The sequence below is a fragment of the Paenibacillus terricola genome, from assembly GCF_014779765.1.
In the GTDB taxonomy this organism is placed as follows: domain Bacteria; phylum Bacillota; class Bacilli; order Paenibacillales; family Paenibacillaceae; genus Paenibacillus_T; species Paenibacillus_T terricola.
On the sequence record NZ_JACXZA010000004.1, the window covers coordinates 25,025 to 43,184 of the forward strand.

Annotated in this window: 20 protein-coding genes and 1 tRNA gene; 18 read left to right on the forward strand and 3 right to left on the reverse strand. The window is 50.0% G+C overall.

Annotation, left to right across the window (positions count from 1 at the left end):
- Positions 1 to 120 precede the first annotated feature (120 nt).
- The 4 genes from H8B09_RS16200 to H8B09_RS16215 all read left to right on the forward strand — a co-directional run bounded on the left by H8B09_RS16200 (position 121) and on the right by H8B09_RS16215 (position 1,722).
- Positions 121 to 369, forward strand: a complete 249-nt coding sequence (locus tag H8B09_RS16200; protein ID WP_191204606.1) for a putative Se/S carrier protein — start codon at positions 121 to 123, stop codon at positions 367 to 369.
- Positions 370 to 434: 65 nt separating this feature from the next.
- Positions 435 to 1,313 (forward strand): mechanosensitive ion channel family protein, encoded by an 879-nt coding sequence (locus H8B09_RS16205; RefSeq protein ID WP_191204607.1) that lies wholly within the window; start codon positions 435 to 437, stop codon positions 1,311 to 1,313.
- A complete protein-coding gene (locus H8B09_RS16210; protein WP_191204608.1) occupies positions 1,303 to 1,533 on the forward strand; it encodes a DUF951 domain-containing protein in 231 nt (76 codons plus the stop codon). Before H8B09_RS16205 ends, H8B09_RS16210 begins: the two co-directional genes overlap by 11 nt.
- A 98-nt stretch (positions 1,534 to 1,631) precedes the next feature.
- A tRNA-Ser gene (locus tag H8B09_RS16215) sits at positions 1,632 to 1,722 on the forward strand.
- A 201-nt stretch (positions 1,723 to 1,923) separates the two neighbouring features.
- Here the strand turns inward: H8B09_RS16215 and H8B09_RS16220 are convergent.
- A complete protein-coding gene (locus H8B09_RS16220; RefSeq protein ID WP_191204609.1) occupies positions 1,924 to 2,109 on the reverse strand; it encodes a hypothetical protein in 186 nt (61 codons plus the stop codon).
- Between the two features lie 1,003 nt (positions 2,110 to 3,112).
- Complete coding sequence (locus H8B09_RS16225) at positions 3,113 to 3,298, reverse strand: YjzC family protein (protein ID WP_191204610.1); 186 nt, start codon at positions 3,296 to 3,298, stop codon at positions 3,113 to 3,115.
- A gap of 228 nt (positions 3,299 to 3,526) precedes the next feature.
- Between H8B09_RS16225 and rpsF the strand changes: the two genes are divergently transcribed.
- From rpsF to rpsR, 3 genes are read left to right on the forward strand one after another with little or no spacing between them, the layout of a single operon-like run.
- The gene (rpsF, locus tag H8B09_RS16230) at positions 3,527 to 3,814 is read left to right on the forward strand and encodes a 30S ribosomal protein S6 (RefSeq protein WP_191204611.1); all 288 of its coding nucleotides are present in this window, start codon (positions 3,527 to 3,529) and stop codon (positions 3,812 to 3,814) included.
- 39 nt (positions 3,815 to 3,853) lie between these two features.
- On the forward strand, positions 3,854 to 4,414 hold the full coding sequence (gene ssb, locus H8B09_RS16235; RefSeq protein ID WP_191204612.1) for a single-stranded DNA-binding protein: 561 nt from the start codon (positions 3,854 to 3,856) through the stop codon (positions 4,412 to 4,414).
- Between the two features lie 20 nt (positions 4,415 to 4,434).
- Complete coding sequence (rpsR, locus tag H8B09_RS16240; protein WP_127530022.1) at positions 4,435 to 4,713, forward strand: 30S ribosomal protein S18; 279 nt, start codon at positions 4,435 to 4,437, stop codon at positions 4,711 to 4,713.
- Positions 4,714 to 4,779: 66 nt separating this feature from the next.
- On the opposite strand, the gene H8B09_RS16245 is transcribed toward rpsR, so the two are convergent.
- Entirely contained in the window at positions 4,780 to 5,133 is a 354-nt protein-coding gene (locus tag H8B09_RS16245; protein ID WP_191205134.1) for a DUF4870 domain-containing protein, read from the reverse strand.
- Positions 5,134 to 5,260: 127 nt separating this feature from the next.
- Here H8B09_RS16245 and H8B09_RS16250 point away from each other — a divergent pair, with 127 nt between their 5' ends.
- From H8B09_RS16250 to rplI, 11 genes are all read left to right on the forward strand, one after another.
- A complete protein-coding gene (locus tag H8B09_RS16250; RefSeq protein WP_191204613.1) occupies positions 5,261 to 5,683 on the forward strand; it encodes a CBS domain-containing protein in 423 nt (140 codons plus the stop codon).
- An 86-nt stretch (positions 5,684 to 5,769) separates the two neighbouring features.
- On the forward strand, positions 5,770 to 7,800 hold the full coding sequence (locus tag H8B09_RS16255) for an amidohydrolase family protein (protein WP_191204614.1): 2,031 nt from the start codon (positions 5,770 to 5,772) through the stop codon (positions 7,798 to 7,800).
- A 396-nt stretch (positions 7,801 to 8,196) separates the two neighbouring features.
- Entirely contained in the window at positions 8,197 to 9,861 is a 1,665-nt protein-coding gene (locus H8B09_RS16260) for a peptide ABC transporter substrate-binding protein (protein ID WP_191204615.1), read from the forward strand.
- A 128-nt stretch (positions 9,862 to 9,989) separates the two neighbouring features.
- Complete coding sequence (locus H8B09_RS16265) at positions 9,990 to 10,922, forward strand: ABC transporter permease (RefSeq protein ID WP_191204616.1); 933 nt, start codon at positions 9,990 to 9,992, stop codon at positions 10,920 to 10,922.
- Positions 10,923 to 10,925: 3 nt separating this feature from the next.
- Positions 10,926 to 11,882 (forward strand): ABC transporter permease, encoded by a 957-nt coding sequence (locus tag H8B09_RS16270; protein ID WP_224753685.1) that lies wholly within the window; start codon positions 10,926 to 10,928, stop codon positions 11,880 to 11,882.
- Positions 11,883 to 11,931: 49 nt separating this feature from the next.
- Entirely contained in the window at positions 11,932 to 12,942 is a 1,011-nt protein-coding gene (locus H8B09_RS16275) for an ABC transporter ATP-binding protein (protein ID WP_191204617.1), read from the forward strand.
- Positions 12,939 to 13,949 (forward strand): ABC transporter ATP-binding protein, encoded by a 1,011-nt coding sequence (locus tag H8B09_RS16280; protein ID WP_191204618.1) that lies wholly within the window; start codon positions 12,939 to 12,941, stop codon positions 13,947 to 13,949. The genes H8B09_RS16275 and H8B09_RS16280 overlap by 4 nt, the downstream gene beginning before the upstream one ends.
- Before the next feature lie 499 nt (positions 13,950 to 14,448).
- Positions 14,449 to 14,760, forward strand: a complete 312-nt coding sequence (locus tag H8B09_RS16285) for a MazG-like family protein (RefSeq protein ID WP_191204619.1) — start codon at positions 14,449 to 14,451, stop codon at positions 14,758 to 14,760.
- The gene (locus H8B09_RS16290; RefSeq protein WP_318152643.1) at positions 14,757 to 15,665 is read left to right on the forward strand and encodes a DUF2232 domain-containing protein; all 909 of its coding nucleotides are present in this window, start codon (positions 14,757 to 14,759) and stop codon (positions 15,663 to 15,665) included. Before H8B09_RS16285 ends, H8B09_RS16290 begins: the two co-directional genes overlap by 4 nt.
- A gap of 18 nt (positions 15,666 to 15,683) precedes the next feature.
- Positions 15,684 to 17,645, forward strand: a complete 1,962-nt coding sequence (locus H8B09_RS16295; RefSeq protein ID WP_191204620.1) for a DHH family phosphoesterase — start codon at positions 15,684 to 15,686, stop codon at positions 17,643 to 17,645.
- Positions 17,642 to 18,088: a 50S ribosomal protein L9 gene (rplI, locus tag H8B09_RS16300; RefSeq protein ID WP_191204621.1), complete on the forward strand. Its 447-nt coding sequence runs from the start codon at positions 17,642 to 17,644 to the stop codon at positions 18,086 to 18,088. The genes H8B09_RS16295 and rplI overlap by 4 nt, the downstream gene beginning before the upstream one ends.
- Positions 18,089 to 18,160 lie beyond the last annotated feature (72 nt).

Genomic DNA, 18,160 nt, shown 5'->3' on the forward strand with positions numbered 1-18,160 from the left:
ATACGCCGCTTCATGAAGCGGAAATAGGCTTGCCCTATATACGTTTCCGACCACTGTGGTCGGAATGCAGCGCCGTATTATCAGTGGGTGCAGTGGCAGCCTGATTCTAGGAGAGTGCATATGCTTATCGCATTCGATTCAACGCAGCAAGCTCTTCGAATGGAGATGCTGCTAGAATATATTGATATTGAGATTGATTTGTGCCCAACACCGAAGGGCATTACAGCGGGTTGTGCCTTGTCCATCCGTTTCCCGGATGATGATGAACCAGTCGTATGGAATGTTATTGAAACGGAGATCGTTGAAATTCGCGGGATGTTCAAGGAATTGGACGGTGGCGAGCAATTTGAGCAAGTGGTTCGGAGCTAGGACTGCAGAATGTAAAGGCGATTGTAGAGCTAGCGCAAGTGCAAGGAAGGGCAGGCTGAGGAAAGATGGGCATCACGCAAACATGGGATAATGTCGTCGACTGGTTATCCAACCATGAGAGTTGGGCGGACATCGGACTAACTATTGTTCGTGTCGCAGCGATCCTGCTCATTGGCAGAGTCGTAGAGCTTATCATACATAAATCCATTAACCGAATGATGATTGAGCGGGAGATGAAGCAGGCAAGCTTCACGCGCCGCGTACTGACTGTAGGTAAGCTGCTGAAGAGTGTAACGACTTACTTGATTTATTTTGTCGGGTCGCTGCTTATTCTGGCTGAATTCGATATTAACTTAGCTCCGCTTCTTGCGGGAGCAGGGGTTATCAGCTTAGCGATTGGTTTCGGTGCGCAGAGCTTAGTGAAGGATATCATTACAGGCTTCTTCATTATTCTGGAGGATCAGTTTGCAGTGGGCGATGTTATTCAGGTAGGCCAGTTCAAGGGTACGGTTGAGCTGATTGGGCTTCGCACAACAAGAGTGAAGAGCTGGACAGGCGAGATGCATATCATTCCGAATGGAATGATTAACGAGGTAACGAATTTCTCGATGAATAACTCGGTTGCCGTCGTCGATTTCGCTATTGCGTTTGAGGAAGACGTAGATCGTGCTGTTGAAATTATGAAACGAACGCTTGAATCTGATACGCTTGTACTGGAGAACGCGACGGGTAAACCGCAAGTGCTTGGCGTGCAGGCACTAGGACCGGAGCAGGTCACGCTGCGAGTTATTGTGGAGTGTCTGCCTACAACACAGGTCGTTGTAGCGCGTGCTTTGAATGCCATTATTAAACGTGCATTCGATGAGCACCATATTGAACTGCCATATCCAAGAATGGTGACGTACCAGCGTAAGGAAAGAGGGGAGATCCGGAATGGAACGTAAAGAGTTTCAATTAGGCGACGTTGTGCAGATGAAGAAGCAGCATCCTTGCGGGACTAATGAAATGGAGATCATCCGTATGGGTATGGACATTCGCATCAAATGCGTCGGCTGCCAGCACAGCGTCCTCATTCCGCGGGCGAAATTTGAGAAGAACATGAAGAAAGTACTTCGATCGAAGGAAGATGGACAACAACCAAATGGAGCAAATGGTGCAGAATAATGTTGTTCGAACGGGAAGAAAATAGAACTATTCCGACAATTTAAAAGGACTTGCATTGTCCTATAGCCCTGTGGTATTATAAATCTTGTCTTCACCACGGAGAGGTACCCAAGAGGCCCAAGGGGGCTGACTCGAAATCAGCTAGGCGTGTCAAAGCGTGCGTGGGTTCGAATCCCACCTTCTCCGCCATACATAGCGACTAACGGTTCTCGATTAAATCGAGGGCCGTTTTTTTAATGGTCATCCTGAATCCTTTCGAAGGAATTTCTACCCAAGCCCTATCAAGGGCTTTTTTTCTTCTACCTAGAATTCGGGTCAAAGGCTTTTCTCTACCCACCCAAACCCTCCCTGCAAGGGAGGGCCCCAAAGGGCTTGTGCCCTCTGGACTCCTCACAAGGACGCAACTTTGAACATTGGGGATCGTCCGCCCGCACTTGCCGCATTCGCGACAAAGCTTTTGTTCACTTTACCTAGGTTCGATCCGCCGTCCACATACTTATTTCGCACGTGTCCACCTGTCACTGCCCATTGATGGTACTTTCGATAAATTGCAGCCTTTTGGTTTCTTCTACCCACCCAAACCCTCCCTGCAAGGGAGGGCCCCAAAGGGCTTGTGCCCTCTGGACTCCTCACGAGGACGCAACTTTGAACATTGGGGATCGTCCGCCCGCACTTGCCGCATTCGCGGCAAAGCTTTTGTTCACTTTACCTAGGTTCGATCCGCCGTCCGCATACTTATTTCGCACGTGTCCACCTGTCACTGCCCATTGATGGTGCTTTCGATAAATTGCAGCCTTTCGAAAAGGAAAAGGTCGTTCGTATGTACCAGTTAACCGCTTAATGAGTGGACTACAATAGGTCGCACCATTTGGTGAGGATATGGTAGTTAAGGAAGATATTCAATGAGCAATTATCGGTAAGGCCCTTGATTTCAGGGGCTTTTTTGTTTATCCAGGATTTTGTTTCTGATTTACAGTGTGTTGCAACAGATCGAAGAGGCATCAATGGGCGGTGACTGGTGGACATGAAAGAACACTGTATGCGGACGAAAAGCCGTATCTAGGCACATCGAACAAAAGCTTTGCCGCAACGGCGGCAAGAGCGGGCGCACGGCTTATCATAATCAAGACAGCGTCCTTGTGAGGAGTCCAGAGGTCACACGACCTTTGGAGCCCTCCCTTGCAGGGAGGGTTTGGGTGGGTAGAGAAAGGCCCTTGATAGGGAATAAGGGTAGAAATTAAAAGAAGCCCCGAAGGGCTCCTTTTGACGGCGTTGGAAGGATATGAAACAGACTACTTCTGAGGTAGGAAACTTCGGATCATCGTCACGAATTCGCGGCAGAATTCGTCGTATTCATCCGATACCCTTAGACGGGCAATCTTCGAAACTTTACGATGGTGTTACAGACGTTGTCTTTAGCACAACCCCTCGCTTCTATTCATAAGTGTCATATTTCTACGGATTCCATTTAACAATCGTGTTCAACGGAATTGCACCTCTCATTTCGCCGTCGATAGTATAATGCGCTGAGCGGTGCTTGTTTATGCATCGAAATTTGAACGAATTATTAACGTCTTGATTAGTGCTTCGGCATCCGTTTCCACTTACGTTCATGGTTGCTCGTTTCCGGGAAACGTTGGCCTTTGTGAAGCTTAATCATTTGAGGATTGTTGATACCCATATGGAACGAGTTCACGCCATCTTCAATATAAGTTCCGTCGTTAGGTGCCTTGTCGCCAGGCGAGAATAATGTCCATTCACCCATCGATCTCGATCCCTTCATCACAGAGTATGGTGCATGCGAAACGCAGCAACAACCGCGCTTCCGTTGTAGTGTGTGTCTTGTCTGGGTTTTGCAAACAGGTAGAATTCGGCGTTGTTTCCGTGCTTGCCACCGATAGGCCAATTTGGTATAGTAATATGGTATGCGAGTTAGCGCTCGCTCCTTGCTCCCGTTTACGGGGGCCGCAAAGTCCATGAGGAGGTGAATCAAATGCGCAAATATGAAGTAATGTACATCCTTCGTTCTGATGTGGAACAAGAATCTGTTCAAGCTATCGTTGACAAATTCAATGGCGTCATCACGAACGGCGGCGGTGAAGTTGCTAAAACTGACCTCATCGGTAAACGTCGTCTTGCGTATGAGATCAACAAGCAACGTGACGGAATCTTTGTTCTCGTACACTTCTCCGCTCCGGTAGAAGTAATTACGGAACTTGATCGCGTTATGAAGATTGCAGACGAAGTCGTCCGCGTTCTTATCACTAAAAATGTTGCTTAATGATGTACGCAGGGATCGATCGATTGGGAGGTTATCGCGATGTTGAACCGTGTGATTCTGATTGGCAGATTGACGCGCGATCCTGAATTGCGCTATACGCCTGCAGGTGTCGCAGTAACGCAGTTTACGCTAGCGGTCGACCGGCCATTCACAAGTGGCGGGGGCGAACGTGAAGCTGATTTCATACCGGTCGTAACGTGGAGGCAGCTTGCCGAAACGTGTGCGAACTATCTTCGCAAGGGGCGTCTTGCTGCGGTCGAAGGCCGTATTCAAGTACGCAACTACGAGAACAACGAAGGCAAACGCGTCTATGTGACGGAAGTTATTGCCGATAACGTTCGTTTCTTGGAATCCGGCAATCGTGAGAACGGTGGCGGAGGACGTGAAGAAGGCAGCGGCGGCGGTTATGGCGGAGGCAATAGCGGTGGCGGCGGCTACGGCGGTGGAGGTAATAGCGGATTTGGAGGCGGCAGTGGTAACACTGGCGGCGGATCGTATGGCGGAAGCCGTTCCGGCGGCGGAAACCAACGGAATGACAAGGATCCATTCTCCGATGACGGAAGACCGATCGATATTTCGGAAGATGATTTGCCATTTTAATTGAAAGGATGGGTTCGAACATGAGCTTCAAGCCACGCGAAGAAGGACAAGATCGTCCAGAACGTAAATTCGGCGGTCGTAAAGGCCGTAACAAGCGCCGTAAAGTGTGCTATTTCACGGTTAACAAAATCAAGCACATTGATTATAAAGACACCGATCTGCTCCGTAAATTCATCAGCGAGCGCGGCAAAATTTTGCCACGCCGTGTGACGGGTACGAGCGCGAAGTATCAGCGTCTTCTGACGGTAGCGATCAAACGCTCACGTCAAATCGCTCTTCTGCCGTACACGACGGAATAGTTCGATATAAGAGGCAGCCGGCTATTCAGCCGGCTGCTTTTTTATTTTGAACCGTAAGGTTAAAAGTTAGTACTTATAAGCCTGCTGTTCTGCGAAGTCGCCAATAATCGGAAGCTTAAACCATTTGCCTTGGAGGGCGAGCAGCATAAGGGCAAGCCATAGTATGAACGATAGCGGTACAAGCAGTGCGGCGGCGAACCATCCGATTAACGGAATCATACCCAGAATGAGATGGATGACAATAAGCGTGGCAGAGACGATAATCGATTGCATGGCATGAAACTTGACGAACCGGCTCTGCTTCTCGAAGACGAGGAAGAGGAAGCCGGTTACAAAACTGCCGAAATAGCAGAGCATCGCGGCAACTTTGGCATCCATACCAGTCGATGAGCGATCGGGTCCAAACGATGGAGGCATCATCATTCATCGCATCCTTTCGTTCATTTTGAGGGAAACAAGGTTATGAATTATATATGATTGCTGGACCTTTATTATGTTTATATAGAAGATGAAGAAGCATCAATTGGAAACGGAGGGCATACGTGATATGAACATTGCGTTCTTTCTGCTGCCCAAGCAGCAGGTCATGCATATCCCGCAAAGCGCTACATTAAGACAGACATTGGAACGAATGGAGCATCATCGTTATACCGCAGTTCCTATCCTCGATCAGGATGGCAAGTACGTCGGGACCGTGACGGAGGGGGATCTGCTCTGGCACATGAAAAATAATGATTTATCCTTCGATCAAATACACAAAGTTAAGCTTTCCGAAGTGCCTCTGCGCATGAGTAATCATCCCGTCCATGTTAATGCGAATATTCGAGATCTCATCTCACTCGTGAAAGTACAGAACTTCGTGCCGGTCATCGACGATCTCGAACGATTCATCGGCATTGTAAGAAGAAGTGACGTCATTGATTACTGTGAAAAAAATATGTGGGCTGGCGAGCCTTCTGGACTTCTGTAGCGGATTTGCACTCAAGCGACAAGAATAGTACGATAGTGTAAGATTTTGTAATAAACGCTATCTTGTTGCATTGGAGGAAAATCACGATGGAAGCTCATGACCACCGCCGTCGAAATCGCAAGCGTCTGTTCGGAATTGCGAATTTGGCGGCGGTTTGTCTTATAATTGGCGGCTTCATTGTATGGGGCAGCATGCACAATGAGATGGGAAAAGGTGTGAAAGAAACAGCCTCGACCAGTGGAGATAAGGCACAATTGGCCGGCGAAGAGGACCGCCGATCGAATAAGAAGAAGGGCTCTGGCAAGCGAACAGCCGATGCTGCCTTAACAGGACAACAGTTGGCAGAAGCGGCTGTAACGCAAGCGGATCTGAAAAAGACGTACGACATCGTCATTAAAGGCGGTCGAGTTATCAATCCAGAGACACGGCTTGATGCGGTCATGAACGTCGGTATTATCGGTGATGAAATCGGCGTCGTTACCACAAAGCAGCTGACAGGTAAGCGAACAATCGATGCGGCAGGGCTTGTTGTTGCGCCTGGTTTTATTGATAACCTGTCCTATGATCCGAACCCATTGGGTGTATGGAATAAAATTGCCGACGGCGTGACAAGCAATATCGCAATGCATGGCGGCACAGCGTCCCCTGACAAGTGGTATGCGTATTATGGCCACAATGAGACGCCAGTCCATTATGGAGCTAGCTTCTTCTATTCGCAGGCACGCAATCAATTCAAGCTTGGACGCTATGACAGTGCATCTACAGAGCAGGTAGCTCAGTTGAGGGCACAGGCAGAGAAGGCGTTGAATGACGGTGCGCTTGGTATCTCGTTCAGCCTCGAATATGTGCCGGGTGTTCAGGCATCGGAGATTGTACCGCTTATGGAATTAGCCCATGAATATAATGTGCCGGTATATTTCCATGCACGATACTCGGATATGGAAGAGCCTGGGACGAATATTGATGCTCTGAACGAATTGATTGGCTATGCCCGTCAGACAGGGGCTGCCGTACATATCGATCACATTAACAGTACGGGCGGTACATTCTCTATGACACAGTCGCTGGCACTCGTCGAGAAAGCGCGTGCCGAGGGGCTGGACATTACAGCATGTATTTACCCTTATGACTACTGGGGTACATATTTGAACTCGGCAAGATTCGATGAGGGCTGGCAGAGCCGTTTCCATATTGACTATAACGATCTGCAGCTGGCTGGCTCGACTGAGAGGTTGACGGAGCAGACATTCGCTCAGTATAAGAAGGAAGGCAAACTCGCTGTTGCTTATGCAATCCCGCCTGAAGACATCGATGAATCGATCAAGCCGAGCTACGTGATGATTGGCAGCGACGCGATACTGGAGCCTGGGCTGAACAACCATCCTCGGGCATCCGGCACCTTTGCTCGGACCATTGGACTGTATGCACGGGAGCGCGGCGTTATCACCTTAATGGAAGCAATCGAGAAAACAAGTCTTCTGCCAGCTCAACGGCTGGAGAAGGAAGCGCCGTTGCTTAAGAGGAAAGGTCGAATAGCCAAAGGAATGGATGCCGATCTGGTTCTATTCGATTACAAGACCATTATCGATCAATCGACCGTTGAGCATCCGGAGCTGTACTCCACTGGCATTCGATATGTACTAGTTGGCGGACAGGCAGCACTAGACGATGGTAAAGTGAACCGCAGGATCCATGTTGGTCAGCCAGTCAAAAGCGAATTCAAGCGGGTAGACGGAACGGCAGGCGGCCAATTGGACTGGAACAATAAGGAGTATCCGCTTCTGTCTTACAACGGACGACAGTATGTTGATCTGTATGCGGGAACTGAACAAGGTTACTCGCTCAACTGGGACAAGGTTAGTCATAGCTTTACCGTCACAGCATCGCAGGGCAATTCCGCAGTCGCCGATGCTGGACTCCTTGAGCTGGCACATCAGATGCCGGAAACTGGAACACTTATGCTGGAGCGGGGCTATCAAGCGGTCAAGGATGGGACGTCTATCGAGCTGTTGTCGATAGGTGAGCGGGTATTCGCTCCACTCGAACCATTCATGAATTTGATCGGCGCCAGCGTCACGAATAATGGTATAACTTGGACGGTTAATAGCTCATCATAACAACAAAATGTATGTCCAAAAAAACCGATAATCGCAAGAGCAGGAAACAAGTACCTGCATGCGATTATCGGTTTTTTTGGCTGAACAAGGCTCGTCCGACATATCCTAAAGCCATCAAGGTAGTTGGTTGATCAAATGGATTGAATTGTAAATATTTATACATTGCTTTATGATATTTCGGAACTGTATAGTGAGAAATGCAGGCTAAATTCGAGGAGTGTAGGTGAATTAATTGGCAATAATTAACTGTAAATATTATTAAATATATACAACTAAATATTTATCGGAATTATTGTCTATTATTCAACCGATGCTGCCGATTCCTTGAAGAACTTGCACCAACGCAACTCCGTAACATCACGCAGTACACTACAGACCATTGGAGGATGTGTGACAATGAAGTTCAAGTTAGGGCTATCATCACTTGCTGCAGTTATGGCGATCGTCTTGCTCGTCAGCGGCTGCACACCGAAGGATGAAAACAAAGGAACGGAGACTGGGGAGTCTTCTGGTGCCGCATCAAGCAAAGTATTCCGTATGAACATTTCGACGGAACCGCCAACACTTGATCCAGCGCAATCGCAAGACCAAGTATCTTTCACGGTATTGAACGGCCTGTATGAAGGTCTGACTCGTAAAGATGAGAATGGTCAGAACGTTCCGGGCATCGCAGAGAAATGGGACATTAGCGAAGATGGCAAGACGTATACGTTCCACCTGCGCACGGATGCAAAATGGAGCAACGGTGACCCTGTAACAGCAGGCGACTTCGAGTTCGCATGGAAACGTGCGCTTGATCCAGAGCTGAAGCCAGAACCATCTGCTTACGCGTACCAACTGTACTACATCGTAAATGCAGAATCGTATAACACGGGCAAAGGCGCAACAGCAGATCAAGTTGGCGTAAAAGCGACAGACGATCATACGCTTGTTGTTAACCTGAACTCGCCAACCCCTTACTTCCTGAGCTTGATGTCGTTCCAAACGTTCTTCCCGGTTCACAAATCGGTTAAGGACAACGAAGCTTGGGCAGCAAATGCATCGACGATTATTTCGAACGGACCGTTCAAAATGGGCGATTGGAAGAAAAATACGTCGATCAAGATCGTACCGAACGATAACTACTATGCGAAAGACCAAGTTAAACTTGCAGGCGTAGAGTTCTATGAAGTTGCTGACTCTGCAACGGAGCTTAGCATGTACCAGACGGATCAACTCGACTGGGCAGGTAAACCGACAGGCGAAATTCCGGCTGACCAGCTGGAAGGGCTGAAGTCGAGCAAGCCAGATGAGTTCAACCAAAAAGGTATCGCAAGTCTGTACTACTACCTGTTCAATACGACGGAAAAGCCATTCAACAACGAGAAGATTCGTAAGGCGTTCTCGATGGCGATCTCGCGTAAAGACATTACGGAGAAAGTAACGCGTGCAGGCGAACTTCCAGCCTATGGCGTCGTGCCTCCGGGCATTGCAGGCGAGAAGGAAGAGTACCGCAAAGAAATTCCGGACACGTTCTTCGAAGAAAACTATGACGATGCAAAGAAACTTCTTGCTGACGGTATGGCAGAAGAAGGCGTTACGAAGCTGCCGGCAATCAAGCTGACGTTCAACACGAACGACAACCACAAGAAGATTGCGGAAGCAATTGCTGAAATGTGGCGTAAAAACCTCGGCGTAGAGGTTTCGATCGAGAACCAAGAATGGGGCGTATTCCTCGAGAACCGCAACAAGCTTAACTACCAAGTTGCACGCGGCGGTTGGGGAGCGGACTACAACGACCCAATGACTTATATCGATCTGTTCACGTCGAAGAGCGGCAATAACAACACGGGCTTTGCAAACAAAGAATATGACGATCTCGTTGCAAAAGCTTATGCATCCACAGACGCAAAAGAACGCATGAGCCTCATGTCGCAAGCAGAGAAACTGCTGATCGACACGCGTGCTATCATGCCGATCTACTACTACAGCGACGTGTTCCTGGAGAAGAAAGGTTTCAAAGGGATCTTTATCGACTATAAAGGCGATATCGACTATACGCGCGGTTACTATGAAGGCTAACAAGGACTGATCGAACCGATCGGACCTGTTGATTAGGTCATGTTTCAATCAGAGCGGGATATGTGCGGGTACTAAGGCATATATCCCGTGGCTGTTTGAACGACCATTTATGGGGAGGCATTGCCCACATGATACGTTACTTGCTGAAGAAGCTGTTCTATATGGTCGTATCTTTATTCGTCCTTGCTTCGGCAACCTTTTTCTTAATGAAAGCTATTCCTGGTAATCCATTCATGTCGGAGAAAGAAATTCCGAAGGCGATTCGGGCGATGCTCGAAGCGAAATATGGATTGGACAAGCCGCTTTGGTCGCAGTATCTCACTTATCTCAACAATCTCATCCATCTTGATCTCGGGATGTCGATGAAGCAGCAGTACACTACTGTCTCTAGCATTATTGGAACCGGTTTCTTGTATTCCCTGCAACTTGGCATTTTCGCCATCATTCTGTCGGTTACAGCCGGCGTTGTGCTTGGTATCATTGCAGCATTGAATCATCGCAAATTTCTCGACACATTCACTATCTTCCTTGCCGTGTTGGGCGTATCGGTTCCAAACTTCGTTGTCGCATCAGCTTTGCAGTATTTCCTAGGCGTTAAGCTGCGCTGGTTCGACGTTGCAGGTTTGAACGATATTACCGACTATGTAATGCCGACAATCGCGCTCGCCGTGCTTCCGGCTGCATTCATCGCGCGTTTGACGCGTTCGAGCATGCTGGAAGTGCTAACAGCTGACTATATCAAGACCGCTCGGGCAAAAGGAATGTCCGGACGCATCATTTTGTTCCGGCATGCGCTTCGCAATGCGATTCTGCCAGTTGTCACTTATATCGGGCCAATGACGGCCAACATTATTACAGGCTCCGTTATCGTTGAACAAATCTTCGGTATCGGCGGTCTTGGCAAGTTCTTCGTTAACAGCATTACGAACCGCGATTATACGCTCATTATGGGTCTAACGCTGTTCTACGCGGTTATTCTGATGCTTGCACGTTTCTTAACGGATATTGCCTACGCATTCATTGATCCGCGCATCAAGCTTAACAGCAGGAAGGAGGGGTAAGCGATGGCAACAATCGAGACAAAGCAAGGACAAGCCGTTGATCCGCAAGGACTGACGAAGGCAGACTTCCAGAAGCTGGACCATTCGGAGAAGAAGGGCGAAGTCGTTGTACGGGAAAGTATCTCGGCTTGGAAGGACGCATGGCTTCGTCTGCGTTCCAACAAGTATGCGATGGCGAGCCTCATCATCCTGCTGTTGATCGTAATTATGGCGCTTATTGGCCAATCCATCAGCGGTCATGATTATCGCAGTCAAGATTATATGGCAACGAACGAGAAGCCATCATCGAATCACTGGTTCGGAACCGACGACCTTGGCCGGGATGTTTTTGCCAGAACGTGGATGGGTGCTGGCATCTCGCTGCAGGTTGGTTTATATGCGGCACTCGTTGACCTTGTTATTGGTGTTATTGTCGGCGGTATTATGGGTTACTTCGGCGGCAAAGTCGATGAAATTCTAAACCGGATTTGCGATATTCTTTATTCCATTCCGAACATGCTCATCGTCATCCTGCTCATTGTTGTATTGGAGCCGAGTATGTTCACCATTGTCCTTGCCCTTAGTATTACAGGTTGGATTAGTATGGCCTGGATTGTACGGGGGCAGATTATGCAGTTGAAAAATCAGGAGTACGTGCTAGCTTCACGCTCGCTTGGCGCTGGCTCGGGACGGATCTTATTCCGCCACTTGATCCCGAATGCGATTGGTCCCATTATCGTCACATTGACGATGACGGTGCCGAATGCGATATTCTCCGAGGCGTTCTTGAGCTTCCTCGGTCTCGGTGTTCAATCGCCTGCTGCATCGTTAGGTACGATGATCAATGACGCCTTGAAGGCGATGACCGTATATCCATGGCGGATGCTGTTCCCAGCTGTTCTGATCAGCTTGACGATGCTCTGCTTTAATATCTTTGGCGACGGTCTGCGCGACGCGCTCGATCCGAAGATGAAGAAATAAATCAGCCTGATGGGCTTTGCAAATAAATAAATTTTAGGAGGTGGCAGCCATGGAACGAATATTAGAGGTTAAGGATCTGCGCGTGAACTTCAAAGTTCGCGGCGGAACCGTACAGGCGGTACGCGGCGTTAACTTCCACGTTAACAAAGGAGAAACAGTCGCGATCGTCGGTGAGTCAGGCTGCGGCAAAAGCGTAACGGCTCAGTCACTCATGCGTCTGGTTCCTTCCCCTCCGGCTGTAACAACAGGTTCCATTAAATTTAAGGGCGAGGAGATTCTGACGAAGTCGCTCCGCCAGATGGAGAATATCCGCGGCAAAGAGATGGGGATGATCTTCCAAGACCCGATGACTTCGCTTAATCCGACGCTTACGATTGGCAAGCAGATTATGGAGGGCCTAGTTAAGCATCAAGGCTTGAGCGCGTCGGCTGCGAAGCAGCGTGCAGTCGAGATGCTGAAGTTGGTCGGTATTCCGAATCCAGAATCGCGCGTAAATCAATATCCGCATGAGTTCTCCGGCGGTATGCGTCAACGTGGTATGATCGCGATTGCGCTCGCGTGCAATCCATCGCTATTGATCGCCGATGAGCCAACAACGGCATTGGACGTGACGGTACAAGCGCAGATCATGAACGTGATGAAGGATCTGCAAGTGAAGTTCGGTACGTCGATTATTCTTATCACACATGACCTTGGCGTCGTTGCAGACGTTGCGGACCGTGTCATCGTTATGTATGCGGGCAAGGTTGTCGAGTCGGGTAAAACCCGCGATATCTTCAAGAATCCGAAGCATCCGTATACACGCGGCCTGCTCGAGTCGGTACCGCGGCTTGACCAGAAGAAAGACGAGCCGCTTATTCCGATCTACGGTACACCACCGGATCTTATCAAGCCGCCTGCGGGCTGCGCATTCGCTGCGCGCTGTAAGGAAGCGATGCGCGTATGCTTGCCTAACGATCCGGCACTCGTATCGGTGGAGGGTGAGGACCATAGAGCCGCATGTTGGCTCAATCATGAGCTAGCCCATCCGATCTCCAGCGAAGGAGGGGAAAGCGCATGAGCAAGGGGAATGCTAGCGCTGCAGCACCGCTCGTGAAAGCCTCGAACGGCGATGCCCTGATCGAGATTCATGATCTGAACAAGCACTTTAACCTAGGCGGCGGACAAATTCTGAAAGCCGTCAGCGACGTAAACCTTAAGATCGGACGCGGCGAGACGCTTGGCATCGTCGGCGAATCCGGTTGCGGCAAGTCGACGATGGGACGGACGGTTATGCGTCTGTATGAGCCGACTTCCGGCAATGTCATGTTCGACGGCAAATCGCTGTATGATCTGAAGGGCTCAGAGATGAAAGCGGTCCGTCGCGATATGCAGATGATTTTCCAAGATCCGTACGCTTCGCTGAACCCGCGGATGACGATCACGGACGTCATCGGGGAAGCGCTCGATATTCATAAGCTTGCTGGCAGCCGTGCCGAACGCAAGAAGAAAGTCGAGTCGCTGCTCGATGTGGTTGGTCTCAACCCAGACCACGCGACGCGTTACCCGCATGAGTTCTCCGGGGGTCAGCGCCAGCGGATCGGTATCGCCCGCGCACTCGCGGTACAGCCGAAGTTCATTATTGCCGATGAACCAATCTCCGCACTGGACGTATCGATCCAAGCGCAAGTCGTGAACTTGATGCAGGATCTGCAGCGGAAGATGGGACTGACTTACATGTTCATCGCGCATGACCTGTCGATGGTTAAGCATATCAGTGACCGCGTTGCGGTTATGTATCTTGGCCGGGTGGTTGAATTGGCGGAGAGCAGTGAGCTGTACGCTAACCCGGCGCATCCGTATACCCAGGCACTGCTGTCGGCTATTCCGATTCCGGACCCTGATATTGAGGCGGAGCGGGAGCGCGTGGAGCTCAAGGGCGAGCTTCCTAGCCCGATCAACCCGCCAAGCGGCTGCCCATTCCGTACTCGCTGCCCGCTTGCAACCGAGAAGTGCGCCAAGGATACGCCGGCGCTTGCAGAATTGAAGAAAGGCCACTTTGCAGCCTGCCATTATGCATCGGTATAACGAGCAACGGCATAATAAAGCCTGCCATATGGCGGCATAAGAAACACCTTCAAGGGTTACAGATCCATGTCTAAAGAAATGGAGATGGCCTTGAAGGTGTTTTTATTTTGGATAAGATCATAGGAACACAATTGCTGCTCGACTTGATAGTATGCACCATTTTTCTTGATGCGGTATACGACGTTGGGTAGCAGAGGAACATCCATGACTCTGTCCCATTATCTAGGAAGTACTTCAGCATTGATATTGATTTGGTAAAAAAAGTTTTAGGACTTAATGATTCATTATGTGTATGTCTGAAATGTTCGGTCGTATAGGAATATTAGCAGGTTTGTTTTCGTCGAATGCTGCAGGTGGTTGGCTGTTATTGGCCGAAGCGTCTACCGATGCGCCCCATGTGTACGATTTCGGATTTATGATATAATGAGCTGTAAAGCTTTAGTGAATGCACACCCCTAGAGTCTGACTTACGCTTTGTTCAAAAAGTGGAGGGATCGGTATGCGGGGTACGGAACGTGAAATGGATGTGGCGAGGCGCGCACAGACAATCGATTGGCTGAAGACGGAGATCGTCGATCAAGTCGCTCGGCTGTTTCGTGCGTTGTGGGAGGGAAGCACCGTTAGGCTGACAGACAGTCTGGCAAGTCTGATCTCCAGCAGCTATATTCTTGGCCGGCGATTAGGACTCTCCTACAGAGAGCTTGATGACGCAGTGCTCGCTAAGCTTCGCAAGCTTTCGCAAGAAGGTCATACGTTGGAAGACGATTATGGCGATTTATCGCGACTGGAAGATCATATTCGCAAGAGGTGAACGGGTTGAACACCGGCAAACATTCGCTGATCTGGAGTGCAGTGCTTCTACTACTGATGCTCTCGATGGCTGTGCCCCTACTTAACGTTATTTCTATTATGTTGATGATGGTCCCTTACGTGGTGTTGTACGCATCGCTGTCACGCCGGTCTTTCGCGGTTCATATCGCGATTGTATGGGTCATATCGTCCCTGTTGATCGGCTGGTTTGCTCCGCTAATGGGGCTATTCTTCATCGTGCCGTCGATCATTATGGGTCATCTGATCGTGAAGCAATCGCCGCCCGGGCGGGTGCTGGTATCTGGAATATTGTCGCTGCTCGGCATTATGCTGCTTGAGCTGCTCTTATTCAATCTTATCTTCGATCTGTCGCTGATTGGCGAGATGGGCAATCAGATACGGGAGATGACCAATTCGCTGCAGAGCGATGGGCTGCTGCCGGCTGAGTGGTCTGCGGACCTGACGGATTCGCTCGTGAAGATGGTTACACAATCGATTCCTGTCGTGATCATTACGATTTCGTTCGTTTATGCGGCTGTCACGCAATATATTAGCCGCGTTGTCCTCAATCGACTGGACATGCGCGTTCCGTCGATGCCGAAGGCGTACGACTGGAAGCTGCCGCGCATTATGGTGTTTTATTATTTGGTCGCTCTTGTGCTCAGCATGATTATTGAGTCGGATGATTCATTCCTGTCGGTTGCACTGTTAAACCTGGTGCCGCTGTTGAAACTAGCATTCACCATTCAGACGATTGGCTTCTTCTACTTTATTGCCCAGCAGCGCAGCTGGTCGAAGGTTGTGCCGTTCATAATAGCGGTTGTCGTGCTAATGCTTCCGCCGCTCAGTCTTATTGGTCTGCTGGATACAGCTTTCCCGATTCGGAAGGCGTTCGAGAAACGATGACACAGGAGCGGAGAAGAAATGCCTAAGTTTCTAGTCAAGCGATGGCACGGAATGCATCAGTTATGGGCGTTCGTGCTGCTGCTGCTCCTGTCGGCCGCACTCACCTTCTTCAATTGGGTGATCGGATTGGCAGGACTGATCTTAACGATAGCAGTAGGCGTCTATGCGGTCTATGCGGAGCGAGCATTCCGGCGCGACCTGAAGTCGTATCTCGGGACGCTGTCCTATCGTGTGAAGAAAGCGGGCAGCGAGGTTATTAGCGAGCTGCCTTTCGGTATTATCATTTATGATGATGAACGTATCGTTGAATGGAATAACGCCTATGCGGCACGTATTTTTGACACAGACTCGGTCGTAGGCACTTCTCTTGGCGAATTGTTCCCTTCGATGAAGGAGAGCAAGAACAGTGAAGGGATCTATGAAGTCATGTTGGGCAATCGGGTATTCGAGCTGAACTTTAAGAGTAAGGAACGGCTCGTCTACATTCACGACATTACGCTTATGTGGCAGCTAGCCCGTAAGCATGAGGATGAGAAACTCGCGCTCGGCGTTGTGCTTATGGATAACCTTGAAGAAGTGACGCAAGGGATGGACGATCAGCAGCGAACGACGCTGCTATCGAAGGTTACGGCCGAGATTACGGACTGGGCGCAGAAGTACCATACGTACTTGAAGCGGCTCAGTTCCGACCGTTTCCTGATCATTACCGATCAGAAGACGCTTAAGCAGCTGGAACAAAGCCGTTTCGAACTGCTGGATGAGGCACGTGAGATTACGGCAGAGAACAAAATACCGGTTACGCTTAGCATCGGCTTCGCTGCTGGCGCTGAATCGGTGACCGAGCTTGGCCAGTGGATGCAGATGAGCCTTGATATTGCGCTTGGACGCGGCGGCGACCAGGCGGCCGTGAAGGTTGGCGAGCGCCAGTCGTTCTATGGCGGCAAATCCAATGCGGTCGAGAAGCGTACGCGGGTACGTGCCCGCGTCGTTGCTCACGCTCTGCGGGACATGATTCGGGAGAGTAATAACGTCGTCATTATGGGACACCGGATGCCGGACATGGACGCTCTCGGCGCTGCGATAGGCGTGCTGAAGGCAGCACAGATGTTCAATAAAGAAGCCTACATTGTGCTTGAGGGCATTAACCCAGCGATTCAGAAGATGATGGAGATGCTGAGGGAAGACGAGCGGATTACCAAACGGATCGTCTCGCCAGAGCAGGCGCTGCACCTCGTAGAGTCGAAGACGTTGGCTGTTGTAGTCGATACGCATAAGGCCTCGATGGTGAAGGAACCTCGGCTGCTGCAGCAGACCGACAAGATCGTTGTCATCGACCATCATCGACGGAGCGAGGAGTTTATATCCAAGTCCGTGCTCGTCTATATGGAGCCCTATGCTTCATCAGCATGTGAGCTCGTAACGGAGCTGCTGCAATACATTCATGAGCGGATATCGCTCGATGTACGTGAAGCAACGGCGCTGCTCGCAGGCATTACGGTCGATACGAAGAGCTTCTCGCTTCGGACAGGTGCCCGCACGTTCGAGGCCGCATCGTTCCTGCGTCGTAACGGCGCCGATTCGATGCTCATTCAGCGGATGCTGAAGGAAGACCTTGAGGAGTACATCCTGAAGGCGGACATCATTAAGCACGCAGAAGTCCTGTATGACCATATCGCGATTGCGGTGACGGAACCGGGTCGCAAATATTCACAGCTGCATATTGCGCAGTCGGCAGATACGCTGCTCAATATGACCGGCATCTACGCTTCGTTCGTCATTAGCGAACGGCCGGACGGTCTAATTGGCGTAAGCGCCCGCTCGCTAGGTGCGATGAACGTTCAGGTCGTTATGGAACGGCTTGGCGGCGGCGGGCACCTGACGAATGCGGCTGCGCAGCTGGAGTGCGGCGTGCGGGAAGCATCAGCGCGGCTGCGCAGAATTTTGGAAGAGATCGAGAAGGAAGAGGGGTTATTCGAATGAAGGTTATCTTTCTGCAAGATGTAAAGGGACAAGGCAAGAAGGGCGAAGTTAAAGAAATCTCGGAAGGCTATGCACGCAACTTCCTGCTGCCGAAGGGCCTCGTGAAGGAAGCGTCAGCGGGTAACATTAACACATTGAAGGCACAGCAGAATTCCGAACAGAAACGTAAGGATAAAGAGAAGGAAGATGCACAAGCACTCGGCGTTCGCTTGGCGGAACTGACCGTCGTCATTAAAGCGAAAGCCGGCGAAGGCGGCCGACTGTTCGGTGCGATTACAAGCAAGCAAATTGCAGAAGCGCTTGAAGCGCAGACGGGTGTACGTCTCGACAAACGTAAGATCGAGCTCGCAGATCCGATTCGTACGCTTGGCGTAACGCAAATCCCTGTGAAGCTTCACACGGAAGTAAAGACGACGCTGAAGGTTCAAGCAGCTGAAGAATAAATGATGAAGTCGGCCTTAAATAGGTTGTGATAGACGGACAATCCGCTCGCAGAGTCAGGTGCATGAATCATT

Coding starts and splice junctions, on each gene's coding strand:
- H8B09_RS16280 (WP_191204618.1), top strand. CDS start 12,939: ATGAGCAAGGGGAATGCTAGCGCTGCAGCACCGCTCGTGAAAGCCTCG.
- H8B09_RS16250 (WP_191204613.1), top strand. CDS start 5,261: ATGAACATTGCGTTCTTTCTGCTGCCCAAGCAGCAGGTCATGCATATC.
- H8B09_RS16285 (WP_191204619.1), top strand. CDS start 14,449: ATGCGGGGTACGGAACGTGAAATGGATGTGGCGAGGCGCGCACAGACA.
- rpsR (WP_127530022.1), top strand. CDS start 4,435: ATGAGCTTCAAGCCACGCGAAGAAGGACAAGATCGTCCAGAACGTAAA.
- H8B09_RS16205 (WP_191204607.1), top strand. CDS start 435: ATGGGCATCACGCAAACATGGGATAATGTCGTCGACTGGTTATCCAAC.
- H8B09_RS16265 (WP_191204616.1), top strand. CDS start 9,990: ATGATACGTTACTTGCTGAAGAAGCTGTTCTATATGGTCGTATCTTTA.
- H8B09_RS16295 (WP_191204620.1), top strand. CDS start 15,684: ATGCCTAAGTTTCTAGTCAAGCGATGGCACGGAATGCATCAGTTATGG.
- H8B09_RS16210 (WP_191204608.1), top strand. CDS start 1,303: ATGGAACGTAAAGAGTTTCAATTAGGCGACGTTGTGCAGATGAAGAAG.
- rplI (WP_191204621.1), top strand. CDS start 17,642: ATGAAGGTTATCTTTCTGCAAGATGTAAAGGGACAAGGCAAGAAGGGC.
- H8B09_RS16245 (WP_191205134.1), bottom strand. CDS start 5,133: ATGATGCCTCCATCGTTTGGACCCGATCGCTCATCGACTGGTATGGAT.
- H8B09_RS16200 (WP_191204606.1), top strand. CDS start 121: ATGCTTATCGCATTCGATTCAACGCAGCAAGCTCTTCGAATGGAGATG.
- H8B09_RS16270 (WP_224753685.1), top strand. CDS start 10,926: ATGGCAACAATCGAGACAAAGCAAGGACAAGCCGTTGATCCGCAAGGA.
- H8B09_RS16275 (WP_191204617.1), top strand. CDS start 11,932: ATGGAACGAATATTAGAGGTTAAGGATCTGCGCGTGAACTTCAAAGTT.
- H8B09_RS16260 (WP_191204615.1), top strand. CDS start 8,197: ATGAAGTTCAAGTTAGGGCTATCATCACTTGCTGCAGTTATGGCGATC.
- H8B09_RS16225 (WP_191204610.1), bottom strand. CDS start 3,298: ATGGGTGAATGGACATTATTCTCGCCTGGCGACAAGGCACCTAACGAC.
- H8B09_RS16255 (WP_191204614.1), top strand. CDS start 5,770: ATGGAAGCTCATGACCACCGCCGTCGAAATCGCAAGCGTCTGTTCGGA.
- rpsF (WP_191204611.1), top strand. CDS start 3,527: ATGCGCAAATATGAAGTAATGTACATCCTTCGTTCTGATGTGGAACAA.
- ssb (WP_191204612.1), top strand. CDS start 3,854: ATGTTGAACCGTGTGATTCTGATTGGCAGATTGACGCGCGATCCTGAA.